Here is a 21,678-nt window from a genome sequence, read left to right as displayed (position 1 = left end):
GGGTTACAGGGGGCGTACCGTGCTGTAGTAGGCTTGCAGGACGGTGCGCTGGCGCTTGATCGTCCCCAGCAGATGGCCGAGGCGGTCCAGTTCTGGGGCAACCAGCCGGCGGATGTGCGCATCGTCGTCCAGGATGCGCGTTAGCAGTTCCCGGCGGGCGGCCTTTTCGTCGTTGTCCAGCGGGTCCAGCTGTTTCAGTCGTTCGACCGCTTCCTGGTATTGCACGCCCAGTTCCACCAGCAGGTCCCATTGCTGGGATTGCGCGACGGCCAGCATGCGGGTGGACAGATCCGCGATGGACTGGTAGTGCTGCAGCACCGTGGCGTGTGGCGTGGTCAATTGCGGCATGCTTGCACTCAGTGGCTGGGTCTGGATTCGCTGAACGTCGGGTCGACGGCGGTATACCAGGCATCCGCCAGGTCGGAGAGCTGTTTTTCGGCCGACGCCAGTTTGACTGTGTCAGTGTGTAGGTTGGCCAGCATCAGGTCGCGGATGATGATCTCGTAGGAGGCAATCAACAGGCGGGCGATGTCGCCACCGCGTTCGGTATCCACGCCCGCCTTCAGGCCGGAATCGACGATGTCGATGGCCTTGGAGATGGCCTTGCCGCGCTCCGCGATGTTGCCATTGCCCAGGTGGTGACGCGCCTGTGCCAGCGCGGTCAGGGCGCCGCGAAACAGCAGCGAGATCAGCCGTTCCGGCGAGGCGCTGAGCACTTCGGTTTCCAGGCCGATGGTGGTGTAGGATCCGGTGGCCCGGGCAGTGCGGGAGCGAGGCGCGTAGGTCATGATGATGCGTTATTTCTTCGTGCTGGTGCCATTCAGGGCGCCGAGTTGTTGCGTCAGGTAGCTGCCAAGCGAGTTCATCTGGCTGACCATCGCGTCGAGCTGGCTGAACTGTGTGCGGTAAGTCGCCATGCGTTGGTCGATGCGGTCCGAGGTCTCACTGTACTGCTTCTGGATGTCGGTGATCGTCTTGTTCAGGCCGTCGGTGGCCGCGGTCAGGATGCCGCCCGACTTGGTGAAGGTGTCGGCCGTGTCGCTGACCCGTTTGCCGATGCCAGTGGCGCTGGTGAACAGGGATTTCACGCCACTGTTGTTGCTGGCTAGTGCCTGGCTGAGTTTCGCGTCGTCGATCTGCAGCTGGCCGGTCTTCGGGTCGGTGGTGATACCGATCTGGCCCAGGTTCGTGCCCAGGCTGGCATCGAAGCCCCCAGAGACTGCATCGCGCATGCGGGTCTGCACCGATCGCGCCACGGAATCCCCGGTCAGCGCCGAGGAGGTCTGGCTACCGACGTCGTAGGCGGTCAGGGAGTTGATCGTGCCCAACAGACTGTTGTAGGAATTGACGAAATCCTGGATGGCCTTCTTGGCGACCGAGGTGTCTTGCGCGAGGCTGAGACTGGTGGCGGTCGTTGTGGTTTTGTTCAGGGTGAGCGTCACGCCATCGATGGCATTATTGATGGTGTTGGTCGAGCTGGTGATTGCAATGCCGTTGATCTGCGCCTTGGCGTCGGTGGCGGCCTGGACGCTGAAGCCCGCATTGCCGTTGTTGTTGGCGTTGGTGGTTGCGTCATAGCCCAGGAACTGGTCCAGGGTGGCATTGTTGGTCACGGAGACCGAGGTGACGGCGTTGGCCGTGCCGGTTTGCCGGCTGGTGAACAGCAGGCGGTAGGGCGTGCCGCTGCCGTCGTTGACCAGGGTGGCGTTGACGCCGATGTTCGGGTCGCCGTTGATCGCGCTGACCAGGCCATCGAGGGATGTGCTCTTGCCGGTGAGATCGATGGACTGGGTTTTGCCGTTGATGGTGAGATTCAGCGTGCCGTCCGTGCCGATATTGGTCGTGCGATCAGCGCGGCCGCCGAACACCATGGTCTGAGTCGAAGCCAGGGAGTCGACCTGGATTGAGTACTGACCCGGGATCGCCTGGCTGGTCGCGGTGGCGGAAATGGCATCGGATCCGGGAGTGGCGGCGATCGTGCCGAAGGTATCGGTTTTACCCACCGCGTCGGCGGTTTTCTGGAACGCGGAGATCGCGCCCTGCAGCTTGCCGTAGGCGGAAAGCTTGGACTGTGCAGCGATTTGTCGGTTCTGGATGACGGTCAGGACCTGGCTTTCGTTTTTCTGCAGATTGGTGAGCAGATCGTTCAGCGGGAGACCCGAGATTCCGAGGGAAGAGATGGTTGCCATGGTGCGTACTCCGTTTGATCCATTATGCCTGGAATTGCGGGTGGCAAAACCGGCGGGTGCGGTGCGATTCAGTGATAATTCAGGGGCTTGACGACGTGGCGGTTCACGCCTTCGTGTCGACCCCCGAGCCCTGCAACTGGACGATCATTTTGGCGATGCGCAGGACGGCCTCGGATGGGATGGTGCGCAGGACCTTGCCGGTGTCGTTGTCCACGATCGAGGCCACCAGGCGCTGGGCATCCTTATCCATCTCGAAACGCATGCCGGTGGACCAGGCCTTGAGGCTGTCGTTGACCGATTCCAGGGCCTTTTCCAACGAGGATTTCGGCAGTTCGGGGGAGGCCTTCCCGGTCAGGTGCCGCTGGTCGGCCTGGGGAAACGGGCTGGACTGCGCGTTTTCGGGGGGGGGGACCTGGGTGGCCGGCTCGGGCTTGGCGCCGGTGCGTTCGGACGCGGCGGGGGCTAGCCCCAGGCTGGCGGAGGTCAGTTGGTTTCCGATCGAGTGAATCATGCAAGTTCCTTTGCGGAAGTGGTCCACGTGTTCCGAAAGAATGACCGGCGCGTCGCCGCCCGATGCCATCCGGCTTGGTTTCTCAATCGAACATAACGGCGCGAAACTGTAAAAGTTTAGAGAAGGGTGGTCGGAAGTCCCGGTCCCGAGTGGGGGGGAAGGCCGCCTTTCCCTCAAAATCCCGGGTGAATGCAAGGCTGCTCAGGATGATGATTCAGGCCGGCTTGGTGCATACTGCCAGCTTTATTTTGTGTGTCATGGGTTGCGCGATGCCTCATTCCGAGGACCAGCTGATTGCTCAATATGCGCCGCTCGTGCGCCGGCAGGCGCTGGCGCTGATCGGCCGGTTGCCAGCCAGCGTCGAACTCGATGATCTGATGCAAGCCGGCATGATGGGGCTGCTCGATGCCGTGCGCCGCTATCAGCAGCAAGCCGATGCGCAGTTCGAGACCTATGCCATCACGCGGATTCGCGGCGCCATGCTCGACGAACTGCGAGGTCAGGACTGGCTGCCGCGCAGCGTGCGAACCAAGGCACGCGTGATCGAAAAGGCCGTGCAGGTTTTGCGCCACAGGCTGCTGCGGCAGCCCACCGAAACGGAAATCGCAGCGGAAATGGGGGTCGATCTGGCGGAATATCGGTCCCTGCTCGAAGATGCCCAGGGTGTGCAGGTTCTGATGGTCGAAGACCTGGCGCAGCATCGGGAAGGCCAGGATGGGACGGCTGTGCTGGATGCAGCGGCAGGCAGCCGCGCCGACAATCCGCTGGACTGGCTGATGCGCGACGGGTTGCGTAACGTGCTGATCGCGGCCATCCGCAACCTGCCGGAACGCGAACAGCTGCTGCTGTCTCTGCAGTTCGAGCAGGATCTGAACCAGAAGGAAATCGCGGCGGTCCTGGGGGTCACGGAGGGCCGTGTATCCCAGTTGCGTTCCCAGGCGGTGGCCCGGATCCGCGCCTGGCTGTCCAGCCATTCCTGGGCACCCGACGCGGGCGAAACCGACTACGACTATCTGTTGTAGGGCTCGGGCACGTCGCGAGACCTCAATCGCATCTTGTGCGTTGAATAAGGTTTATTTAAAATATATCTTATGCGGCCGAAACGGTCGTTTCATCTGGAAGAGGAAATCTCGTCATGAATATCGATCGCTTCAAGAACCACCATGTTGAAATCCTGAGCGGCATCGCGGCGCTGCGAAAATTGGCTCATCAGGGCGTTGCCGACCACGCAGTTGATATCGCCCACAATCTTAAAGCGCTGTCGCAGGTGGTGACCCAGCATCTAGCTGTCGAGGATCGGATCCTGTATCCCTCGCTGGAGCGCAGCGGCGACGAGCGCATGGCCGGCATGAGCCGGGCTTATCAGAACGACATGCATGGCATTGCCAGTGCGTTTATCAATTTTGCGCGCCGCTGGGGCAATGCCACGCTGCTGACGAAGGATCCCGATGGCTTTCGCACCGACGCCAACGTGGTGCTGAAAAACGTGCATGCCCGCATGATGCGCGAGAACCGCGAGTTCTATCCGGCCATCGAGGCGCTGTAGGCCGTTTTTGTCTTTCCCGTCATCCCCGGTGTGCATGCAGGCCGGGGTGAATGGGACCGCGCCCGTGGCCGCATCGCGCGGAAAGCCATGCATACGAAAAGCCATTCATTCTTCATCCTATAATGGAAGGCTAGTTTCCCCCATCGCGGCCAAACGAATGAAAACATCCGAAATCCGTCAGAAATTCCTGTCCTTCTTCGAGTCGAAGGGACACCAGATCGTCCCGTCCTCGCCGCTGGTGCCTGGCAATGACCCGACGCTGCTGTTCACCAATGCCGGCATGGTCCAGTTCAAGGATGTCTTCACCGGCAAGGACACCCGGCCGTACAAGCGGGCCACGACGGCGCAGCGCTGCGTGCGCGCCGGGGGCAAGCACAACGATCTCGAGAACGTCGGCTACACCGCGCGTCATCACACGTTCTTCGAGATGCTGGGCAATTTCAGTTTTGGCGACTACTTCAAACGCGATGCCATCCTGTATGCCTGGACCTTGCTGACCGAGGTCTACGGCCTGCCGAAGGACAAGCTTTGGGTCACCGTCTACCAGGAAGACGACGAGGCCTACGACATCTGGGCGCGGCAGGTGGGCGTGCCCACGGAACGGATCATCCGCATCGGCGACAACAAGGGTGCGCGCTACGCGTCGGACAATTTCTGGCAGATGGCCGATACAGGCCCCTGCGGTCCGTGCTCCGAAATTTTTTACGATCATGGCCCGGAGATCTGGGGTGGCCCCCCGGGATCGCCCGAAGAAGACGGCGATCGCTACATCGAGATCTGGAACCTGGTGTTCATGCAGTTCGAACGCGATGCCCAGGGGACGATGAATCCGTTGCCCAAGCCCTGCGTCGATACCGGTATGGGGCTGGAGCGCATCGCCGCCGTGTTGCAACACGTGCATTCGAATTACGACATCGACCTGTTCCAGCACCTGATCCGCGCCGCGGCCCGGGAAACCGGCACGGCAGACCTGACGGATAACTCGCTGAAGGTCATCGCCGACCACATCCGCGCGTGCAGTTTTCTGGTGGTCGATGGCGTCATCCCTGGCAACGAGGGGCGGGGTTACGTGCTGCGGCGCATCATCCGACGTGCCTTGCGCCATGGTCACAAGCTCGGGCAAAAGGGTGTGTTCTTCTATCGGCTGGTGGCCGACCTGGTCGCGCAGATGGGCGCAGCCTATCCCGAACTCGCCGCGCAGCAGGCGCGCGTCGAGCAGGTGCTGCGCCAGGAAGAAGAACGCTTCGGCGAAACGCTGGAAAACGGCATGCGGATCCTGGAAGCGGCCCTGGCCGATTTGCCGGTGGGTCAGCCGCTGGACGGCCAGACGCTTTTCACGCTGTATGACACCTACGGATTCCCGGTCGATCTGACCGCCGACATCTGCCGTGAACGCAAGATCCAGGTCGATCTGGATGGTTTCGAGACGGCGATGGCGCGTCAGCGCGAACAGGCCCGTGCGGCGGGCAAGTTCAAAGCCGCCGCCGACCTCGCCTACGATGGCGTGGCGACGCGTTTCGATGGTTATGAACACCTGGACGGCCAGGCGACCGTCACCGCGCTCTACGTCGACGGGGCCTCCGTGCCGTCGATCGCCCAGGGCCAGGATGCTGTCGTCGTGCTGGACGCGACGCCGTTCTATGCGGAATCCGGCGGTCAGGTGGGGGATGCCGGCCTGATCAGCGGCGCGTCCGCGCGCTTTCAGGTCGCCGATACCCAGAAGATCCAGAGCACGGTGTTCGGTCACCACGGCAGTCTGATCGAAGGCACCCTGTCGGTGGGCGATGTCGTACAGACACACGTCGATGTTCAGCGCCGGGCCGACACCATGCGCAATCACTCCGCGACGCATCTGATGCACAAAGCCCTGCGCCTGGTGCTGGGCGATCATGTGCAGCAGCGCGGTTCGCTGGTGGATCCGGACAAGACCCGTTTCGACTTCGCCCACGACGCGCCCCTGACGCCTGAACAGATCGCCCAGGTCGAATCCATCGTCAACGACGAGGTGCTGGGCAATCAGGCGGTGGTCACGCAGCATCTGAGCTATGACGAGGCCGTGGCGGGCGGCGCGATGGCGCTGTTCGGCGAGAAATACGGCGACGTCGTGCGCGTGCTGGACATTGGCTTTTCCCGCGAGCTGTGCGGCGGCACACACGTTGCCCGCACCGGTGATATCGGCCTCTTTAAGATCGTCGCCGAGGGCGGCGTGGCCGCCGGCATCCGCCGGATCGAGGCCATCACCGGTCGTAATGCGCTGGCCTGGGTCCAGCAGACCCAAGGGGTGCTGGATCAGGCCGCCAGTCTGCTCAAGACGCAGCCGGCCGGCGTACCCGAACGCATCGTCGCCCTGCAGCAGCAGACCCGCCAGATCGAACGGGAACGGGAACGGCTGCAGGATAAACTGGCCGCCGCCGCAGGCTCCGATCTGGCGGGGCAAGCCATCGACGTGGCAGGGGTCAAACTATTGGCCACCCGCCTGAACGGCGTTGATCCCAAGGCGTTGCGTGGCATGGTCGATCAGCTCAAGTCAAAACTGCCACGCGCCGTGATCCTGCTGTCCGCCGTGACGGATGACAAAATCAGCCTGGTGGCGGGGGTCAGTCCTGAACTCACGGCGCGCGTCAGGGCCGGCGATTTGATCGGCGCCGTGGCGACCCAGGTGGGCGGCAAGGGCGGCGGGCGTCCGGACATGGCCATGGGGGGCGGCTCCGATGTCGCATCGCTGGATGGCGCCTTGGCGGGTGTGCCGGCCTGGTTGGCGGCTCGCCTGGAGGAGGCCGCCTGATGGCCGATGTGTTGCCGCAAGCCGACCAGGAAATCGATGCACGGGGGTTGAATTGCCCTCTGCCGATCCTGCGCACTAAAAAAGCCCTGGCCCGCCTGGAAAGCGGGCAGGTGCTGGCGGTGCTGACGACCGACCCGCATGCGGTCCGGGATTTTCAGGCCTTCTGTCAGCAGACGGGCAATGCTCTGTTGGTGCAGGAGACCCGCGAAGAAGCCGTCACGGTCCATTACGTCAGGCGGCGTTAGATGGATTTCCCGACCGGCGTGGGTTTTTCCCGTCGGTATGGGTGTTTCCCCACCGATGGCGTTCCCGCTTGACGGCGGGATGTGTTGTTTTTCATGGTCTGGCCATTGGGCATCCAGAGAATCCATTGCGGAATCTGGGTGCCTGATGCTAGAATTTCGTGTTTTACACCGAATTATCAAAGGATTATCAATGGTTGTGATTCGTCTGGCCCGCGGCGGCTCGAAGAAGCGTCCCTTCTACAATGTCGTTGCTGCCGATTCGCGCAATCGTCGCGATGGCCGTTTCATCGAACGCGTGGGTTTCTACAACCCCGTGGCCGGTGAAGGTCAGGAAAATCTGCGCATTGCCCTGGATCGCGTCCAGCACTGGGTGTCCAACGGCGCCCAGCTGTCCGAAACCGTCGATCGTCTGGTGAAGGAATACTCCGCCAAGGTTGCGGCCGCGGCCTGATCCAGGCGTGGCTCGGCAATCTGTCACGGCGGACGACGTCCGCCCGGATGTTTCCGTTCCGGATGACCTGGTCGAAGTCGGCCGGGTGGTGACGGCGCATGGGGTGCGCGGCTGGCTGAAGGTCCAGCCGTATTCGCCTCAGGCCGAAGCCCTGCTGAATTCACCGGTCTGGTGGCTGAAGGCGCCTGATTCCGTTCTGGAATCAGGCGCATTTTCGCGTCCGCGCGGCATGCGGGTCCAGGGTTGTCGCCGTCACGGCGGGCAGTTCCTGGTTGCCCAGCTGGAAGGCGTCGTGGACCGCGATGTTGCCGAGGCCATGCACGGCCACACCGTCTGGGTGTCGCGCACGGCTTTCCCGGCCGCCGAGGACGGGGAATATTACTGGGTCGATCTGATTGGCTGTGATTTTTTTGGTCAGGGCGATTCCGGCGAATCCATGCCGCTGGGGCGCGTCGACCAAGTGCTGGACAACGGCGCCCACGCCGTCCTCCAGGTGACGCGGGGCGCGGTAGATGAGACTGGCGTCTTTCAGGCGCGAACCGATGCCCGGGGGCGGCCTGTCCACGAGCTGGTCCCGTTTGTGGCCGCCCATATCCAGCGGGTGGACTTGCTGGCCCGACGGATCGAAAGCGACTGGCCCGTCGATTTCTGATCGCCGTCCGGCCTTATCCGGCCGGCGTATCCGGCGTGGCGACGCTTTCGGAAAGGATCACGTATGCGTTTTGATCTGATCACGCTGTTTCCCGAGATGTTCGCGGCCATCCGCGATCAGGGGGTCAGCGGCAGGGCGCATCAACGCGGCTTGTGGTCGCTGCATACCTGGAATCCCCGGGATTTCACGACGGACGTGCATCGCACCGTGGACGACCGCCCCTTTGGCGGCGGACCAGGCATGGTCATGATGGCCGAACCGTTGTCGCTCGCGGTCGATGCGGTCCGCCTGGCCCGCCGGCAGGCGGGGGCGGATCGGGATGATTGCCTGGCCCCCGTGGTGCTGTTGTCCCCGGCGGGCCCGGTGCACCGGCAGGCCCAGGCGCGTGCCTGGGCGGGTGGCACCGGCGCCATTTTCGTGTGTGGGCGCTACGAAGGCATCGACCAGCGCTTTATCGATCGCCACGTCGATCTGGAAGTGTCCCTGGGTGACTTTGTACTGTCGGGCGGGGAACTGGGGGCCATGGTCCTGATCGACAGCGTGGTGCGTCTGCTGCCGGGGGCGCTGCACGATGCGCAGTCCGCGGAGCAGGATTCCTTCAATCCGGCGCTGAGCGGCCTGCTGGACAGCCCGCACTATACCCGCCCGGAAGTCTGGCGGGATTCGGCAGTGCCCGAGGTGCTGTTGTCCGGCCACCATGCCCGGATCTCCGCCTGGCGTCGACAGCAGTCCCTGCGGTTGACGGCGGCCCGCCGCCCGGACCTGATCGATCAGGCACGCCAGGCGGGGGAACTGGACGAGACGGATGAAACTGCTTTGTGCGAAGGCATGCGGGAAGCTCCCGCTCGGGGCCCGACGTCCGCCTGACCGGATCATCCGATGCCGGCCGGTCCGAGCCCCGGCGTAGGCTCGGGGCGTGCGCCGCGTCCTATTCGACGGCAAGATGCGGCGAAGCGGGATTCGCCGGGATGCCCGGGCTGTCCGGCGCGATTCGGTATTGCCGCCAGACCCAGACTGCTTCGGGGCCGTGTGGCCGTGAGCAGATGATATTGGCCGCGCAGTCGCGCGTGTCGTTGGCCACGTAGTGCAGGAAGATGGCGGTCTTTCGCGCCTTCTGGACATCCGTCAGGTTCGGGGGCCGTTCCTGGGACGGGTAGCCCAGATAAGCCTGGTGGGCGTAGGGCCCGGGCACAAGACGCATGGCATCCTGGACGAGCCGGGCACCGGCGATGTGATCCGGGTGATCGTGTCCGGGGCAGCGCCAGCAGAGTTTCGTGTAGGGGATCTCGATCGAGGCATCCATCAGCCGCACGAGCGTGGGGTTTTCCGTCTGGATGATGGCGGCCAGCAGCGTCACCAGGCTGTTGCGGGTATAGGTTTCCTGATAGGGCGCGTAGGCCTGGACGTCGGTTCCGGCGACGGATTCCAGCTGGCTCAGCGGGGTCAGGCTGCCCCAGCCATGGCCCAGCCACGGGTCGGGAATGCGCAGCATGATCAACTGCACCCCGGGAGCGGCGCGCAGGGTGTGGCGCACCAGCGTCCTGCCGCCGACCCGCCAGCCGTCCGTCACCCAGCGATTGGCGACCTCGGCCATTTCGGCATAGGCCGCCATGATCCCGCGTTCGCGCGCCTGCAGGTAGGGCTGGCCTTCGCCGCGATCGGCGGCCGTCAGATAGACCACGCGCACGCATTGTCTCTGGTGGATGGCGGTCTGCTGATCCGGGTTCATGAAGAGGAGGTCGTCATCCGGGTGCGCGACGAAACCCAGCACAGAGCCGCGGCGGCAATCGGCGGCTCGGGCCGCTGCAGGCTGCGGCGGGGCGGGCAGCAGGGCCGTCGATGCCGCCGGTAATGACGCGGAATCGAGGGATCGCTGTGACGCGGGTACGGCGCTGACGGCATTATCGACCGGGGCAGCGAAAGTCAGGGTCCAGATCAGGCAGAACAGGACTGCCAGGCAAAGGCGGGCGGCGTGATGGGTGGACGTGAGATTCATGAAGGCGGCACGAGTGAGTGCCGCCATTCTAATCCCGATCAGCCGCTGAAGCTCAGGCTTGGAGCGGGCTGGGCGTGGATCCGCCGATTGTCCGCTTCCTGGGGGTCGAGCCGGAAGGTGGCCACCAGGCGGGCCAGCGTGTCGGCCTGATCCTTCAGACTGGCGGCGGCCGCTACGGATTCCTCGACCAGACTGGCGTTCTGGCGTGTGACGTCGTCCATCTGGGTGACGGCGGCGTTGATTTCCTCGATGCCGGTGGTTTGTTCGCGGCTGGCGGCGCTGATCTCGCCCATGATGTCCGTGACGCGGTTCACGTCGTTGACGATCTCTTGCATCGTGGTGCCCGCCCGGGCGGCCTGTTCGTTGCCTCGGGCCGTTGCCGCGACGGAGGTGTCGATGAGCCCCTTGATTTCCTTGGCGGCGGCGGCCGACCGTTGCGCCAGTGCGCGGACTTCGGCGGCGACCACGGCGAAACCGCGCCCCTGTTCGCCGGCGCGGGCGGCCTCGACAGCGGCGTTCAAGGCCAGGATGTTGGTCTGGAAGGCGATGGAATCGATCACGTCGATGATGTGGGCCACTTGCCCGGATCGGGCATTGATCTCCTGCATCGTGTCGACGAGCTGGGTCACGATCGCGCCGCCGCTGGTGGCGGTGCGCGCGGCTGCGGCGGCCAGACTGTTGGCCTGCTGGGCATTGTCGGCATTCTGCCGCACTGTGGCGGTGATCTGTTCCGTCGTGGCGGCCGTTTCCGTCAGCGAACTGGCCTGCTGTTCGGTCCGGGCCGCCAGGTCCAGGTTGCCGGCGGAAATCTGGGCCGAGGCAGAGGCGATCGAGTTGGCTCCCCTGCGCACATTGCCGACGATGGTCGCCAGATGGTCGCGCATGTCGTGCATGGCATACAACAGGCTGGACCGGTCCTGCGCCCGTAGCTGGATCGGAACGGCCAGGTCTCCGTCGGAGATGCGGTCGAGGATGGAGGCGGCATACGCCGGCTCGCCGCCCAACTGGCGCAGCAGGGCGCGCGTGATGCGCAGGTTGACGTAGCCTGCGAGCAGGCTGAGCAGCACGATCAGGCTGCCCAGCAGATACCGTGTCGTGATCAAGTAGTCGGACCGTGTGGCAAGCACGCCGTCGAGCTGGGTCAGTGCCATATCGTCGAGCTGGAATTGTGCGTCGATGGCGGTCGTGAACCGCGAGAAATAATCCCCTGCGGGAAATTGCAGCGTCTGAGCCTTGATGATCCGCTCCTGAGCGAGCTGGATCGCCTGGTTGGCGCTGTCGAGTGCGGCCCGGCCCGCTGCGGACAGGGCGTCCTTGAGCTGCGGATCGAGCCGGGTGGCATTGTCCAGCGCCTCGGTCAGGCCGTCATAGTGCTCCTTCGCCCGGTCGATCAGGACCCGGATCTCGATGCGCTGTTCGGGCGTGGCATTGCCGCGCGCCAGCAGCCCGGCGCCCATGGCGCGTGTCTGGCCGAAGATCTCGGTCAGGCGTGGGGCCTGGTTCAGCGCCGCATCGATCAGGTAGTAGCTCTGGGCCTGTGGGTCGAAGCTCAGCCCGTAATCCTGCAGCAGCAGGGATTTAACGCGCAGCAAGTCCGCGTTCAGCCGGGTGTGCGTCGCGAAGCTGTCGGTCGCGGAAATGGATCCTTGGCTGACCTTGGCGCGGAGTGCATCCCAGTTTTCGCGGATTCGCTGCCAAAGGGCCGTCAGGGCCGGATCCTGGGTACCTTGTCGCAGGGACTCATCCAGGGCTGCGAACGCCTGATCCACCTCGGCCTGTTTGGCGCGGCGGTTCGCACCGGCCGATGCGTCGTTGTTAAGCACCAGCATGGACAGGCCGCGATGTTGCTGGGTCAGCTGCAGAACCGCCAGGGTCTGGCGCAATGGCACAAGTCCCCGGGATTCCAGTTGGGTGGCCTGGATGACCTTGCCGGACCCGGTCAGAAACAGGATGGTTGGCGCAGCAACCAGGACCACGCCGAAAACGGCCAGAAGGGCGAATTTCTGCCACAGGCGCAGCTGGTTCAGCCAGGTGTCGAAGCGGTTGGTCTTTTGTGCGATGGTGGGTTTCGTTGACATCGTCTGCCTGATTGATAGGGGCCTGTCGTACGTAAAGTGGAAGCCCACTCTGGTGGGGCCTGCGAAAAGGCCATCGTACGGTGCTCGGGGTTTTCCCCATTTGCCTTATATCAAGCGCAGTGAGGGATTCACGACCCGATTGGCTCATGGTTCCGGTTCCCGAATACCGGGCCGTGGCTCGGGGTTCATCCGGCAAGTCCGTCCTTTGGATTGATTAAATTAATTTCGTTTGATATTATATCATTCGATATTTGTTTTTTGGGGTGGAGGGGCGGACCCGGCCATCTCGCTCATCATGTCCTTCGTCGCACGGATCGACCGTTTTTGTACGCAGCATCCCGAGGCCCCCCGGGACGCCATCCTGGCATCCCGACTGTTGTTTCATACGGCCCGTGCGGTGCGCCAGGCCATTGCGTCCGCGCTGCGGCCGTTCGATCTCAGCATGGATCAGTATCTTGTCCTGTGCCTGCTCGGCACCGATGACGATGAGCCCAGCTCGCCGTCGCTGCTGGGCGATACGCTGGACATCACCCGCACCCAGATGACCCGACTGCTGGATCCGCTCGAGGCCCGCGGGCTGCTGACCCGCCGCACGCGCGGGACCGACCGGCGCAGCGTCGAATTGCGCGTCAGCCCCGAGGGCCAGCAGGTCGTGCGGGATGCCGCCGGCGCGGTGCATGCGGTCTACCAGCGGGTGTGGGGGACTCTGCCCGCCGATGTCGGGCAGACGGTCGTTGATGGCTTGCGGCAGGTGCATGACGCAGCGGTGTCCGGTTCGTGACTTCCCCGCCGTCCGTTTCCGTTCGGCGCGGGCTGCGCCTGGGCGTTAATCGCATCCTGGGACACAGGCAGCGCCGCACCCTGGGCATGCTGCTGCTTTCCCTGATCGTGTCCATTGAATTCTTCGAGAACATCGTGTTCGTGTTCTCGGCGCAGCACATCATGGGTGGCATCGAGGCCGATCCCCGGGGATTCGCCATCGTCCAGGGGGCGTATGCGGTCGGCAGCATGCTCATGATCGTCAAGCAGCAGTGGCTGGCGCGCGCCCTGGGCTATCGCCGCTATCTGCTGCTGGCGCTAGGGCTGTTTCTGTGCGGGGCGCTGCTGGGGGCGGGCAGCACCGGGCTGAGTTCGATGACGGTGGCCCGTTTCGTGCAGGGGTTCGGGGGCGGGGCGCTCTTTACCAGCGCTCGGGTGCTGATCAACGTCATGCATGCTCCGGTCCATCGGCCTCGGGCGGCCAGACTGTTCATGATCGGCATCTTCCTTGCCTCGGCGGTGGCCCCTGCGGTTGCCGGCGAACTGATCGACCGCGGCAGCTGGCGGGATGTGTTCTATGTCGTGGTGCCCTTTGTGTTGCTGGCCCTGGTGGGTGTCTGGCTCTGGTTGCCGGATGTGGACCCCGATGCGTCCGTGGAAAGGCCGCTCTTGCAGCCGCTGGTGGTGTTCGGACTGGGGGTGGCGGCCTTGCAGTTGGCCTGCAGTGAAGCGCGGTACGACGTGTTCTCCCAGCCTCTGCGGCCGCTGCTGCTGGCCGGTGGCGGCATGGCTTTGCTGGCAGTGTTCCTGCGGCATCAGTGGCGCCACGAGCGCCCGGTCATTCAGTTGCATGCGCTGCGCAATCCGGTGTATCGCATCGGGCTGATCCTGTATTTCGTGTACTACCTGATCAGCTATCTCAGCGGGTACCTGTTCCCCGTCTTCGCCGAACAGGCCCTGCGGATGCCGGTGGCGGCGGTCGGCTGGCTCAACGCCATGGCGGGGCTCGTCAGTCTGTGCGGCATCCTGGTGTATCTGCGGCTGGGTGCCCGCCTGGCGCGCAAGAAGCCGCTGATCGTGACTGGACTGATCCTGATGGCGGGGGCGGCGCTGTGGTTCGCGGCATTGCCCGACGGGGTTGCCCGAGCCCAACTACTGCCGGGCATCATCCTCAAGGGCCTGTTTGGCGTGTTGGTGGTGATTCCGGTTGCCGGGGCCACGTTTCGCAGCCTGAGCGCCGAGCAGTTCTCGCACGGTTATCAGACCAAAAATCTGATGCGCCAGATGGCCAGTTCGCTGGCGGCTTCTCTTGGGGCGGTCATTCTGACCAACCGGCAGGCGGCCCTGCATGAAGAACTGGTAGGGCAGCTGGCGCACGCCCAGACGCAGTCCTGGTTTTCCCAGACGCAGCTTGCCTTGCAGGGGCATGGGCTGGACCCCGCGCTGGCCGGGCAATGGGCGGCGTCCTGGCTGGATGGCCAGATCTCGCGGCAGGCCGTGCTGCTGGCCAGTGATGACCTTTACCGGATGATTGCGGTGCTGGCCGCCGCGGCGGTCGTGCTGGTGCTGTGCCAGAAGCGCATGGCGTGATCGACTTGCGCGCATCAGACCTGTGGTCGTGTCTCTTGGGCGACGACGTGACCGGGGCTTGTCAGTGCGCGGTCAGCGTCTTCGAATTGCCGGCCTCGTCAATCGTTTCCAGCGCCACCGGGCGGCGCCATATCAGGGCCAGGTATTCCAGCACTTTCTGGGCGCGTTCCAGATCGAGGCCGCGGCCATCGGCCACATGGTCGTGGCGCAGCATCAGGCTGCCGTCATTGCCTAGTGCGACGGCCTGCACGTGCGGCGCGGCGAAATTGAATTTGGGGGCGATCAGCTGTTCGCACAGAGTCTCGATGTCCACGCTTTTGATTTCCACGCGGGTTCCCGTCGTCTGGTCGTGTCGGGCGCGGTAACTCAGCAATTGCAGTTTCTCGACCAGGGCCTCATCCAGATGATTGCGGATGAAGCTGAAGTCGTCCTCTTCGGCGCGAATCCGCAAAGCAGTGTCTAGGCCCTCGTGTTCGATGATGTGTTCCCACATGGTAAAGCCGACGTGGTAGGGGTTGAGCGCCAGTGCGACGTCTTTGCCCGTGGCATAGGGACGGATGACGTCGGAATGTGATTTGATGGCGTCCAGGTACAGGTCGTTGGGCAGAAAATTGGCTTCGCGCAGCAGGCGCGCGTGCCAGTAGCTCGCCCAACCTTCATTCATGATCTGGCAGGCGAATACCGGATAGAAATAGAACGATTCCTCGCGCACCGCCAGAAAAATATCCCGTTCCCAGCCTTCCATGTCGGGTGCGTAACGCGCCACGAACCACAGCAGGTCGGATTCCGGATGCGGCGGGATGGGCGCGCGTTCCCGCCGCTGGATGGGGGGGGTGATTTCGCCGGGCAATTCCGCATAGCGTGAACGAAAGCCTGTGGGTTTCTGGCCTGCCTTGGGCATGACGTGGGTCTGGTAGTCCGGCCGGTGGATCGGCTGGTCCACGTCGATGTGCTGTTCCAGCGCAAGCGCGGCATCCAGGACTGCCTCTACGCGCCGTTGCCCGTGTTCCTCGATGGCGGCCTGGATGCTGCGCGCGCGTTCCGCCGTTTCGGTCACGATGTGATAACCCACCTGTTTCTGCATCCGTGCGAACAGGGCGTTGTTTTTGGAAAAATCGGCGTGTCCCAGGACGTGCGCGGTCACCAGCGTGTTCTGTGCCAGTCCGTTGTCGGTGACCAGATAGGCGCGGTTGGGGTTGCCTGGAAACACCACTTCGAAGATGTGTGAGCCGCCCATCCGGTGCTGCACGTGCTGGTGGATGTAACGCACGCCGAACGACCAGTGCGGCATGCGGATAGGCAGGCCGTACACGGCGACTTCCATCATGAAAGTGTTGGGCACCAGTTCGAAGTCCACCGGGTCATACACGAGCCCGTTGCGCGCGGCCAGGGCCTCGATCTTCGGCATGTAGCGCGTCAGCTGTTCGAGGCCTTGAGCGTGTGCGGCTTGCATGTCAGGTCTCCTCGGCCGCGTTGGCGCTTGCCTCGCGCTGGAAGAAGCGGCGCACGGCGTTCCAGACGTCGCCGCGTTCGTGCATCGTATAGGTACCGACCGGGTAATGACGCGATTCCAGCGAGCGGAACAGCCGGCCTGTTTCGGATTGCCCCGATTCATGCGGATTCTGCGGCGTTTCCACGAACCCCATGAAATTGACGATGTCGCCCAGTTCGCGCAGCAGGCTGCCGGCAAGCTCCTGGTCATCGGCGAAGTTCTCGCCGTCCGAGGCGTAGAACAGATAATGGTTGTAGCGCCGGGCCGGGTAGCGTTTGGCGAAGATATCCAGCGCCAGTTTGAATGCGCTGGATGCGGTGGTGCCGCCCGTGGCGGCGACCTGGAAGAACTGTTCTTCGGTGAATTCCCAGGCTTCGTCGGTATGCGCAATGAAGACGATCTCCAGTGCATTGCCGTACTGCCGGCGCAGACCCTGTACGACCCAGAAGAAAAACGATTTCGCCAGCTTGCGCCGTTCCGGATCCATCGAGCCCGATACGTCCAGCACCAATGTCACGACCGCGTCGGTTGCGGGGCGCTGGCGCCGCGCCAGTTGCCGGAACCGCAGGTCTTCATCGGAAAATGGCGCGGGATTGTCCGGTTGGGCATGCCGGCGCTTGATGGCTTCCTTCAGGGTCCGGCGCCGATCCAGACGTGAATTCGGGCCATGCCGGCTCCAGCCTTCGCGTACCAGATCCTCGTCCCGGAGGGCGTCGCTGGCACGCGGCTTGAGGTCGGGCAGATGCAGCTCGTCCCAGATCCAGTCGACAATGTCCTCGATCCTGAGCTCCAGCATGAAGCGCAGCTCGCCGCCGCCGTCTCCCCCCGCTCCGGCCTGGCCGCCCTGGCCTGCGGCGTCGTCCTGCCCTTGTTGATAGACGTCGCCCGGGCGCCCTCCGCCCTGGCCCACACCGGATTGTTCGTCCGGCGTGTTCAGACGGAAGCGGTAGTGTTCCAGAAAATGGACCGGGATCCGCACGGTGTGGCTGGATGGGCGGCTCAGGATGTCCGCGCCCGCGATCATCTCGGGCAGTTGCTCGCGCACGGCATCCCGAACCTTTTCGTTGTGCCGCAGCCAGTCGCGCGCTCCGCGCGAAAACAGGTCGTACCAATGGTGCGCCTGCGCCAGATTGGAAAGCTGCCGGTATGCGGGCCTGGTCATGATGTCGGCCTTTCGTGTTCCGGCTATTCCTGCGCCAGCAGCGTGGTGACGTAGTTGAGCGCCTCGTGCGCGCTGTGTGCATCGTAGCCGTAGTCGTTGACCAGACGTTCTTCGACGGCCGAGATCTTCTTCATGGTTTCGGTATCGGCGCGCACTCTGGACGTCACCAGGCGCAGCACGTCGCGGCGCTCTTCGAACAGGTACTGTTCGATGGCCTCGCGCAGTCGCGCGTGTTCGGCCAGGGTGAATTTCACGCCGCGTTTGTAGGCATTCAGCGCCTTGCGCACGATTTCCTGGCGAAACGAGGTCTTGCCGGAATCGGAAATGCCGATCTTGGTTTCCACGCTGCGCAGGAACCGTTCATCGGCGTCGCGTTCCTCGCCGGTGATGGGGTCGTCCACCTTGCGGTTTTCCAGGACTGCTTCGACTTCGTCGAGATATTTGTCCAGCAATTCCTGGGCCTCGTCCTGGAAGGACACGAAAAGCGCCTTGTGCACGTCTTCCTTGACCCAGCGGTTGTAGAACTCTTTGCGCGTCGTCACCAGGAAGTCAGTCCATTGTTTCTTGACTTTGGCATCCATGCGCGCATCCGACTCGATGGCGTCCTTGATGGCCAGCATGACTTCCATCGCCGTCAGGCTTTTGCTTTCGGACTGGCTGATGGCGCCAGCCAGGGCGTTGACGATGAAGCGCGGCGACACCCCGTCCATGCCCTCGTCGGGCTGCTCGCGGATGATGCGCTCCGCTTCGGCATCCGAGATTCCTTCCACGGCTTCGTGGGCGTGGATGCGCAGCTTCTTGCTCAAGTCCAGGTCCTGGCGCTCCGATGGTTTCAGGCGCGTCAGGATGGCAAAGACGGCCGCGACCTGCAGCGCGTGGGGATCCAGATGGACTTGCCGGAAGGATGGCGTCGTGGAGGTCAGCTTGTGGTAAATGCGGGCCTCGTCGGTGTAGCACAGTGTGTAGGGGACCTGCACGATCACCATACGGTCGAGCAGCGCCTCGTTTTCCTTTTCTTGCAGGAACCGGCGGAATTCGGCCATGTTGGTATGGGCAACGATGGTCTCGTCGATGTAGATCAGCGGGAAGCGGGAGACTTTGACCAGCTGTTCCTGGGTCAAGGTCAGCAACAGATACAGAAATTCGCGCTTGACCTTCAGGATCTCGATCATCTCCAGCAGGCCGCGGTTGCCGGCGTAGACCGCGCCCGACCATGACCAGGCGCGCGGGTCGCCTTCGTCTCCGTATTCGGCCACCTTGGACAGATCGACCGAACCGACCAGGTCGGCGATATCCGCCGTGGTGGGGTCGTGCGGTGCATAGGTGCCCACCGCATTGCGGGCGGCTTCGTCGATGAAGATGCGGTGCACCGGTACGCGCGCGAAGTCGCCGTCGTATTTTCCATCCAGCAGCGCGCGCGTGAAGGGCGATAACTCGCCGCCGATCGCAACCCCGTAGGTGTCCTTGAATTCGGCCTGCTTTCCATGCGGGATCAGCAGCAGGGGCGATTCCTGAATCGGGCTTTCCTGGATGGCGTACAGCGCCCCTTCATCGGTGTGGCTGTAGGCTTCGAGGCCGCGTTTCAGCAAGGTTACCAGGCTGGATTTGCCGCCGGATGGTGGCCCCAGCAGAAGCAGCAGCCGCCGGCCGACTTCGGAGCCTTCGCTGGCGGCCTTGAAGTAATTGGCAACCCGCTCGAGCGCCTGATCGATGCCGAACAGGTCGTCCTCGAACAGCTTGTAGTGCGTGGCGGCGCCGCCTGGCTTCGAAGCCTCGACACCGCGCCAGCAGATCATGTCCCAGATGTACTGGTGGCTGGAGCGGGCTGCGCGCGCCGGATCGGCGGTGACGATGTCACGCAGATAGTCGCTGAAGCTGCCTTCCCATCGCTGTGCCTGTTGCTTGCGCGAATAGTCAGCCAGCGACTCGACGAAATTGGAACGTTGCCGTTCGGTTTCCTGATTGCGATCGGTCACGGCGATTCTCCAGACGGAGGGTCAGACGTCGGCCGGCGTGGACTTGCGTAAGGACGGATTGTGCGCCGGTGGCGGTTTGACCTCAGGTTATCCTGCTTGGCTTCTGAGGGTTGGACAGGCGGACGCCGCGGAAGTTCAGAATCGTGCGACGCCCGTCGCTGATCCCGCCTCAGGGGGATTTTGCGCGCTCGGCCTTGACCTGTTCGGCCGTGATCTGCTTTGCCTGGTTGCCCCAGGATGTTCGTTCGTGATTGATGATGTCGGCGATCTGATGATCGTTCAGTGTAGCCGCGAACCCCGGCATCGGGCTGGGATAGTTGATGCCGCCGATGGCCTCGCCACTCAGTCCGTGCAGTACGGTGTGGATCTGCTTGGTCGGATCGGGATCCAGCACCGCCGGATCGGCCTTGAGCGGGGGGAAGGCTCCCGGCAGCCCGGCACCGGTAGCCTGATGGCAGGCGACGCAGTTGGCTGTATACAACGCAGTACCGCGCGCGGCATCGAAGGCATATGGGCCTGCCGGTTCGGCGGGGGCGGCGGCGCTGGCTGCCGGGGTTGCCTTTTCGATCGGCGGGGTTTGCGCCGGGGCGCCGGCGGGGGCCTGCACGTCGATGATTCCCTGGGCGCCGATGATCTCATGGGCCATGTCGTGGTCCACGAAGGCATATTTGCCCGGATCCGGGAAGACCAGGTCGAACACCGCGCCAGCGCCCGGGCCGACCGTATAGGTGGAGACGCCGCTGAGCGCGTGCGCCGGGTCGCCATCCGGGTAGACCTTGTCGAAGATCGCGCCGATCACGTGAAAGGAGCTCCAGAGGTTCGGGCCCGCGTTCACCATGTACAGGCGCACCCGTTCGCCAGGGGCGGCCGGCAGGGGGTGGTCGTGGTACTGGAAGGCCACGCCGTTGAAGACGACTTCGTCGGGCTGTTCCTTGCGCATCTTTTCAAAGTCGCCACCCATGGTCTTGCCCGACACCTGCTGGGTATACCATTCGCCCTGGACCAGCACGTAGCTCTTGGCGGCCGGCGGCAGTGGCGTTTCCGGGTCCACGATGACCGCGCCGTACATGCCGTTGCCGATATGCAGCAGCACGGGCGGAGTGCCGCAGTGGTAGACGAAGGCGCCGGGGACCTTCGCGACGAAGGAGAACTTGATGGTTTCTCCGGGCCGGATATCCACGAAGTGCAGGCTGGGCGGTGTGAGCGCCGCATGAAAATCGATCGAGTGTTGCATCGTGCCGTGGTTCGTGAAGACCACGTCGATGGTCTGACCCTGACGCACATGGATGACCGGGCCCGGCACTGTGCCGCCGAATGTCCAGGCCTGATACTGCACGCCGCTGGCGATGGCCACCGACTGATCGCTGGCGTCGATATTGATTGTCACTCTGGAGCCGTCGGTCAGTGGCGGCAGGTTGGCATCCCGTGCCTTGGCGATGGGTTCTTTCGAGGCTAGCGACAGCGGCGATACGGCCGCCGCCGCGGCGGCGGGCGAGGGCGCCCGCACGTTCAGGCTGCTGTGCAGCCCGGCGATCAGAAAGAACAACAGCAGTACGATGCCCGACAGGACCGGGACCTGGATGCGCCAGGACACCGGTTGGGGGGGTTCCAATGGTGCCTGTGCGCTCCATTCGGCGATCCGGCGCCAGCCCGGCCAGCGTTTTTCCAGATAAAAATCCAGGCTGTAGGGGCTGGATCCGGAGCGGTAATTGATGGCGATCAGGGCCAGGAAGATCAGCACGTAGCTGATGCCCGTGCCCATGTTCGTGGCACCCACGGCGTAGGGGCCGCCGAACCCCTCGGCGGTGCTCCAGATCAGCAGGCTGAACAGCGCGCCGGCGACGTAGGTGGTCTTGCGTGCGATTCCCAGCACCAGGGCCAGCGCCAGCACGGTTTCGATCAATCGCGTCAGGCCGATGAACAGCCCCGCGTTGGGTGTGATCAGTGCGATCCACAGATCGAACCAGAAGGCTGACCAGGCGGGCTGCCCCTGGGCCGCATTGTGCAGGTAGCCGACGTAGTTCGTGGCGAACTGCGAGGTCCAGGTGAAGGCGGCGTTGGCCACCCAGATGATGCCGAAGGCCACGCGCAGCGCGGCAGTCGCCATGGCGGGCCAAGCTTCGGAAGACTGATGCCGCTGTGCCGACTGTGCCATGCCCGATTCCCCCGTCATCTGTTTGTGCTGGCTGTTTGCTGGAAAGGACATTGTCATCCCGGCCAGCCAGGATGACTGTTTATAACCTTGA

The 21,678-nt window shown here is 63.7% G+C and carries 19 protein-coding genes; 9 read left to right on the top strand and 10 right to left on the bottom strand.

The window, feature by feature from the left end; all coding sequences use genetic code 11:
• Positions 1-3 precede the first annotated feature (3 nt).
• The 4 genes from ABCV34_RS05625 to ABCV34_RS05610 form a co-directional block, all read right to left on the bottom strand.
• Entirely contained in the window at positions 4-348 is a 345-nt protein-coding gene (locus ABCV34_RS05625) for a flagellar protein FliT (RefSeq protein WP_345798229.1), read from the bottom strand.
• 8 nt (positions 349-356) lie between these two features.
• A complete protein-coding gene (fliS, locus tag ABCV34_RS05620; protein WP_345798228.1) occupies positions 357-788 on the bottom strand; it encodes a flagellar export chaperone FliS in 432 nt (143 codons plus the stop codon).
• Positions 789-797: 9 nt separating this feature from the next.
• Entirely contained in the window at positions 798-2,189 is a 1,392-nt protein-coding gene (gene fliD / locus ABCV34_RS05615; RefSeq protein WP_345798227.1) for a flagellar filament capping protein FliD, read from the bottom strand.
• Between the two features lie 103 nt (positions 2,190-2,292).
• Positions 2,293-2,700 (bottom strand): flagellar protein FlaG, encoded by a 408-nt coding sequence (locus ABCV34_RS05610; RefSeq protein WP_345798226.1) that lies wholly within the window; start codon positions 2,698-2,700, stop codon positions 2,293-2,295.
• A 269-nt stretch (positions 2,701-2,969) separates the two neighbouring features.
• On the opposite strand from ABCV34_RS05610, the gene ABCV34_RS05605 reads away from it, so the two are divergent.
• The 7 genes from ABCV34_RS05605 (at position 2,970) to trmD (ending at position 9,246) form a co-directional block, all read left to right on the top strand.
• Entirely contained in the window at positions 2,970-3,722 is a 753-nt protein-coding gene (locus ABCV34_RS05605) for an RNA polymerase sigma factor FliA (RefSeq protein WP_345798225.1), read from the top strand.
• A gap of 113 nt (positions 3,723-3,835) precedes the next feature.
• On the top strand, positions 3,836-4,246 hold the full coding sequence (locus tag ABCV34_RS05600; protein WP_345798224.1) for a hemerythrin domain-containing protein: 411 nt from the start codon (positions 3,836-3,838) through the stop codon (positions 4,244-4,246).
• A gap of 157 nt (positions 4,247-4,403) precedes the next feature.
• Complete coding sequence (gene alaS / locus ABCV34_RS05595) at positions 4,404-7,031, top strand: alanine--tRNA ligase (RefSeq protein ID WP_345798223.1); 2,628 nt, start codon at positions 4,404-4,406, stop codon at positions 7,029-7,031.
• A complete protein-coding gene (locus ABCV34_RS05590) occupies positions 7,031-7,276 on the top strand; it encodes a sulfurtransferase TusA family protein (protein WP_345798222.1) in 246 nt (81 codons plus the stop codon). Before alaS ends, ABCV34_RS05590 begins: the two co-directional genes overlap by 1 nt.
• Positions 7,277-7,466: 190 nt before the next feature.
• Entirely contained in the window at positions 7,467-7,727 is a 261-nt protein-coding gene (gene rpsP, locus ABCV34_RS05585) for a 30S ribosomal protein S16 (RefSeq protein ID WP_345798221.1), read from the top strand.
• Between the two features lie 7 nt (positions 7,728-7,734).
• On the top strand, positions 7,735-8,379 hold the full coding sequence (gene rimM / locus ABCV34_RS05580; protein WP_345798220.1) for a ribosome maturation factor RimM: 645 nt from the start codon (positions 7,735-7,737) through the stop codon (positions 8,377-8,379).
• Positions 8,380-8,442: 63 nt separating this feature from the next.
• Positions 8,443-9,246 carry a tRNA (guanosine(37)-N1)-methyltransferase TrmD gene (gene trmD, locus ABCV34_RS05575; RefSeq protein WP_345798219.1) on the top strand — a complete coding sequence of 268 codons (804 nt, stop codon included), beginning with the start codon at positions 8,443-8,445 and terminating at the stop codon, positions 9,244-9,246.
• 61 nt (positions 9,247-9,307) lie between these two features.
• On the opposite strand, the gene ABCV34_RS05570 is transcribed toward trmD, so the two are convergent.
• A complete protein-coding gene (locus ABCV34_RS05570) occupies positions 9,308-10,402 on the bottom strand; it encodes a PIG-L family deacetylase (RefSeq protein WP_345798218.1) in 1,095 nt (364 codons plus the stop codon).
• Between the two features lie 11 nt (positions 10,403-10,413).
• Positions 10,414-12,453, bottom strand: coding sequence for a methyl-accepting chemotaxis protein (locus tag ABCV34_RS05565; RefSeq protein WP_345798217.1), 2,040 nt, complete (start codon positions 12,451-12,453; stop codon positions 10,414-10,416).
• A gap of 295 nt (positions 12,454-12,748) precedes the next feature.
• On the opposite strand from ABCV34_RS05565, the gene ABCV34_RS05560 reads away from it, so the two are divergent.
• Entirely contained in the window at positions 12,749-13,234 is a 486-nt protein-coding gene (locus ABCV34_RS05560; RefSeq protein WP_345798216.1) for a MarR family transcriptional regulator, read from the top strand.
• The gene (locus tag ABCV34_RS05555) at positions 13,231-14,802 is read left to right on the top strand and encodes an MFS transporter (protein ID WP_345798215.1); all 1,572 of its coding nucleotides are present in this window, start codon (positions 13,231-13,233) and stop codon (positions 14,800-14,802) included. The genes ABCV34_RS05560 and ABCV34_RS05555 overlap by 4 nt, the downstream gene beginning before the upstream one ends.
• Before the next feature lie 61 nt (positions 14,803-14,863).
• Here the strand turns inward: ABCV34_RS05555 and ABCV34_RS05550 are convergent, their stop codons facing one another.
• The 4 genes from ABCV34_RS05550 to ABCV34_RS05535 all read right to left on the bottom strand — a co-directional run bounded on the left by ABCV34_RS05550 (position 14,864) and on the right by ABCV34_RS05535 (position 21,638).
• Entirely contained in the window at positions 14,864-16,255 is a 1,392-nt protein-coding gene (locus ABCV34_RS05550; RefSeq protein WP_345798214.1) for a SpoVR family protein, read from the bottom strand.
• Position 16,256: 1 nt separating this feature from the next.
• Positions 16,257-17,456: a DUF444 family protein gene (locus tag ABCV34_RS05545; protein WP_345798213.1), complete on the bottom strand. Its 1,200-nt coding sequence runs from the start codon at positions 17,454-17,456 to the stop codon at positions 16,257-16,259.
• A gap of 23 nt (positions 17,457-17,479) precedes the next feature.
• Complete coding sequence (locus ABCV34_RS05540) at positions 17,480-19,432, bottom strand: serine protein kinase (protein WP_345798212.1); 1,953 nt, start codon at positions 19,430-19,432, stop codon at positions 17,480-17,482.
• A 169-nt stretch (positions 19,433-19,601) separates the two neighbouring features.
• Positions 19,602-21,638: a multicopper oxidase domain-containing protein gene (locus ABCV34_RS05535; protein ID WP_345798211.1), complete on the bottom strand. Its 2,037-nt coding sequence runs from the start codon at positions 21,636-21,638 to the stop codon at positions 19,602-19,604.
• Between the last annotated feature and the right edge of the window lie 40 nt (positions 21,639-21,678).

Origin of the sequence: Castellaniella sp. MT123, from assembly GCF_039614765.1 — a bacterium.
Taxonomy (GTDB): Bacteria; Pseudomonadota; Gammaproteobacteria; order Burkholderiales; family Burkholderiaceae_B; genus Castellaniella.
This window is presented reverse-complemented; position numbering and strand designations above follow the sequence as displayed.